Raw genomic sequence first — 4,170 nt, forward strand, 5'->3', positions numbered from 1 at the left:
GGACGCGGGGGGAAAGGGCGGGGAGGATGGCCGTAGGATGGTGAGCCGCATCGTCAACGGCCGCTGCGAATCGAAGCACGCCGATATCGGGCATCTCGCTTCCCCGCACGGGCGAAATCCCCAGCGCCCCCGTCTTCATCGACGGCAAGAAAGCCGCCACGCTGAAGGGCGTGGGGATTGCGGAGGAGTTCCGGCGGTTGGTTGGGGAGTATGTGGAGAGAAGGTGGGGGTGAGGTTACAGCGAAAAACCTCCTACGCTCGGCTCCCATCAATGAGATCGGAAGCCGCGTGAACTAGTGCCATGTTCTCTTCTATTCTTGAAGCGAATCCCGTTTGAAATCGCTGCTCAAATCCGGCCGCCGCATATGAAATGAGTTCGGCGGCCGTTAATATCAGCCGCGGTATTTCGGACAATTGGGGCGCGTATTTCAGTTCGCCGATTTCGCCGTCCTCCCTGATCTCCAGATAGTCTTCCAACTCTCTCACTGGCGTATGAACTGCCTTACTCAACAAGGAATAAACTCCAACATACCAATCATGCATGCCAGCAAGCTGGCTTAGTTCCTTGATTTTGTATTTCCGTGGTTTCGATTCTTTTATTTCTGCGTCTATTCGATCCAGGATCTCGTTCGTAACATTTTCCTTAGCTTTCTTCAGCATACTATAATCGTTGTTCAGAATATTATTAATGAAATCGCGTCGATACAAAATGTCCTCAGCGATAAATTTCTGATACATTTCAGGTTCTGTCGCTATCGCGCGTAATCGAAACGTCACTTCCATCAGCGCGCGAACTGTGACCCTTGCAGATGAGGCGATTCCATTTTCTGCAATTATTATCGCGGCTTGATAATGTTCTAATGCTCTCATGAAAAGCGTTGCCAGTATAATGGCCTCGCGATCACGATTGCGCACATCGGACTGAAAAAGCATATCGTGAAAGTCACGGTTGATTCGTCTAGCCAGTTCCAGCATTTCTTTATAATTTTCAGAGATCGGCGCTTTAAAAACCGAATGTGGAACCGCTAGAAATCCATTATTATCAAATTCGGCAGGCATAGATTCATCTTTGAATGGCTCTCGATAAAGAAATAGTACAGACTCATTCAGATGTATAATATTCCTCAAGAAATAAGAAAACATACTAATTCAATCAATTTGATTTCAATGGATATAATATTCGATACGGCTCCGCCGTCATGGCCGCACTTGTTGCGGCCATCCACGTCTTGCTTTGCGGCGCTGGGGCATTGGCGACCACTGAGGGCAAGTCGTGGATGGCCGGGACCAGCCCGGCCATGACGGCTGGGGCGGGGTGCGAAGACGGATGACATCGGACGCGGCAAGAACCATTGAGCTTGAGCAGACATGCCAGTTCCCACGCCGAGCGCCTCGCACAACCTCTCCGCCGTCATGACTGCACGTGTTGCAGCCATCCACGACTTACTTGCAGCCCGGGCCGTTGTCCCCAACGAGAGGAAGTCGTGGATGGCCGGGACGGGCCCGGCCATGACGGCACGGGCGTGGAGGCATCCGGGCAGCAGGTCACGCTGCAATAGCGCGACAGGGACGGCGCCCTCGCCTCTCAGCCGTTCAGCTGCTCATAAAGATCATCCCAGTTCGGATTCGACTGATGAATCAGCCGGACCTTCCACGCGCGCGGCCAATGCTTCATCGTGCGTTCGCGCTGGATGGCCGCGCGGATATCGTCATGCCATTCCGCCCAGACGAGGCGCGCGAGGCCATAACGCTTGGTGAAGCCGTCGAGGACGCCCTCGCGGTGTTCGAAGGCGCGGCGCGAGAGATCGGCGGTCACCCCGACATAAAGGATCCCGTCGCGCCGGTTCGCCATCAGATAGACATAGCCGCCCATGCCGCAGCGGAGCGCAAAAGCGGCGTCGTTGCAAGCCTGGGTTGGCACATCCCTTCCGCCGTCATGATGAAGGGGAGGCGGCATCCGCTTCCGGCAGGACCGCTTGAGCCCGAGCCGCGAGCCTTCCCTGCGCTGGACGCCTCGCACACTCTCTCCGCCGTCATGGCCGCACGTGTTGCGGCCATCCACGACTTGCTCTCGGTGGTGCCAATGCCCCGGCACTGCCAAGCAAGACGTGGATGGCCGCAACACGTGCGGCCATGACGGCGGAGAGAGTGTGCGAGGCGTCCAGCGCAGGGAAGGCTCGCGGCTCGGGCTCAAGCGGTCCTGCCGGAAGCGGATGCCGCCTCCCCTTCATCATGACGGCGGAAGGGATGTGCCAACCCAGGCTTGCAACGACGCCGCTTTTGCGCTCCGCTGCGGCATGGGCGGCTATGTCTATCTGATGGCGAACCGGCGCGACGGGATCCTTTATGTCGGGGTGACCGCCGATCTCTCGCGCCGCGCCTTCGAACACCGCGAGGGCGTCCTCGACGGCTTCACCAAGCGTTATGGCCTCGCGCGCCTCGTCTGGGCGGAATGGCATGACGATATCCGCGCGGCCATCCAGCGCGAACGCACGATGAAGCATTGGCCGCGCGCGTGGAAGGTCCGGCTGATTCATCAGTCGAATCCGAACTGGGATGATCTTTATGAGCAGCTGAACGGCTGAGAGGCGAGGGCGCCGTCCCTGTCGCGCTATTGCAGCGTGACCTGCTGCCCGGATGCCTCCACGCCCGTGCCGTCATGGCCGGGCCCGTCCCGGCCATCCACGACTTCCTCTCGTTGGGGACAACGGCCCGGGCTGCAAGTAAGTCGTGGATGGCTGCAACACGTGCAGTCATGACGGCGGAGAGGTTGTGCGAGGCGCTCGGCGTGGGAACTGGCATGTCTGCTCAAGCTCAATGGTTCTTGCCGCGTCCGATGTCATCCGTCTTCGCACCCCGCCCCAGCCGTCATGGCCGGGCTGGTCCCGGCCATCCACGACTTGCCCTCAGTGGTCGCCAATGCCCCAGCGCCGCAAAGCAAGACGTGGATGGCCGCAACAAGTGCGGCCATGACGGCGGAGCCGTATCGAATATTATATCCATTGAAATCAAATTGATTGAATTAGTATGTTTTCTTATTTCTTGAGGAATATTATACATCTGAATGAGTCTGTACTATTTCTTTATCGAGAGCCATTCAAAGATGAATCTATGCCTGCCGAATTTGATAATAATGGATTTCTAGCGGTTCCACATTCGGTTTTTAAAGCGCCGATCTCTGAAAATTATAAAGAAATGCTGGAACTGGCTAGACGAATCAACCGTGACTTTCACGATATGCTTTTTCAGTCCGATGTGCGCAATCGTGATCGCGAGGCCATTATACTGGCAACGCTTTTCATGAGAGCATTAGAACATTATCAAGCCGCGATAATAATTGCAGAAAATGGAATCGCCTCATCTGCAAGGGTCACAGTTCGCGCGCTGATGGAAGTGACGTTTCGATTACGCGCGATAGCGACAGAACCTGAAATGTATCAGAAATTTATCGCTGAGGACATTTTGTATCGACGCGATTTCATTAATAATATTCTGAACAACGATTATAGTATGCTGAAGAAAGCTAAGGAAAATGTTACGAACGAGATCCTGGATCGAATAGACGCAGAAATAAAAGAATCGAAACCACGGAAATACAAAATCAAGGAACTAAGCCAGCTTGCTGGCATGCATGATTGGTATGTTGGAGTTTATTCCTTGTTGAGTAAGGCAGTTCATACGCCAGTGAGAGAGTTGGAAGACTATCTGGAGATCAGGGAGGACGGCGAAATCGGCGAACTGAAATACGCGCCCCAATTGTCCGAAATACCGCGGCTGATATTAACGGCCGCCGAACTCATTTCATATGCGGCGGCCGGATTTGAGCAGCGATTTCAAACGGGATTCGCTTCAAGAATAGAAGAGAACATGGCACTAGTTCACGCGGCTTCCGATCTCATTGATGGGAGCCGAGCGTAGGAGGTTTTTCGCTGTAACCTCACCCCCACCTTCTCTCCACATACTCCCCAACCAACCGCCGGAACTCCTCCGCAATCCCCACGCCCTTCAGCGTGGCGGCTTTCTTGCCGTCGATGAAGACGGGGGCGCTGGGGATTTCGCCCGTGCGGGGAAGCGAGATGCCCGATATCGGCGTGCTTCGATTCGCAGCGGCCGTTGACGATGCGGCTCACCATCCTACGGCCATCCTCCCCGCCCTTTCCCCCCGCGTCC

Annotated in this window: 4 protein-coding genes and 2 pseudogenes; 3 read left to right on the forward strand and 3 right to left on the reverse strand. The window is 55.3% G+C overall.

Annotated features, from left to right (window positions below; all coding sequences use genetic code 11):
- A pseudogene (locus LB518_RS24535) lies at positions 1 to 233 on the forward strand (hypothetical protein); the annotation flags it as partial.
- 19 nt (positions 234 to 252) lie between these two features.
- Here LB518_RS24535 and LB518_RS24540 read toward each other — a convergent pair.
- On the reverse strand, positions 253 to 1,059 hold the full coding sequence (locus tag LB518_RS24540) for a DUF5677 domain-containing protein (RefSeq protein ID WP_224580518.1): 807 nt from the start codon (positions 1,057 to 1,059) through the stop codon (positions 253 to 255).
- Positions 1,060 to 1,585: 526 nt separating this feature from the next.
- On the reverse strand, positions 1,586 to 1,873 hold the full coding sequence (locus tag LB518_RS24545; RefSeq protein ID WP_224580519.1) for a GIY-YIG nuclease family protein: 288 nt from the start codon (positions 1,871 to 1,873) through the stop codon (positions 1,586 to 1,588).
- Positions 1,874 to 2,297: 424 nt separating this feature from the next.
- Between LB518_RS24545 and LB518_RS24550 the strand changes: the two genes are divergently transcribed.
- Positions 2,298 to 2,585 (forward strand): GIY-YIG nuclease family protein, encoded by a 288-nt coding sequence (locus LB518_RS24550; protein WP_224580519.1) that lies wholly within the window; start codon positions 2,298 to 2,300, stop codon positions 2,583 to 2,585.
- A 526-nt stretch (positions 2,586 to 3,111) separates the two neighbouring features.
- A complete protein-coding gene (locus LB518_RS24555) occupies positions 3,112 to 3,918 on the forward strand; it encodes a DUF5677 domain-containing protein (RefSeq protein WP_224580518.1) in 807 nt (268 codons plus the stop codon).
- 19 nt (positions 3,919 to 3,937) lie between these two features.
- On the opposite strand, the pseudogene LB518_RS24560 reads toward LB518_RS24555, so the two are convergent.
- Positions 3,938 to 4,170 (reverse strand): annotated as a pseudogene (locus tag LB518_RS24560) (hypothetical protein); the annotation flags it as partial.

Source organism: Mesorhizobium sp. BR1-1-16, assembly GCF_020165495.1.
Classification (GTDB): Bacteria; Pseudomonadota; Alphaproteobacteria; order Rhizobiales; family Kaistiaceae; genus Kaistia.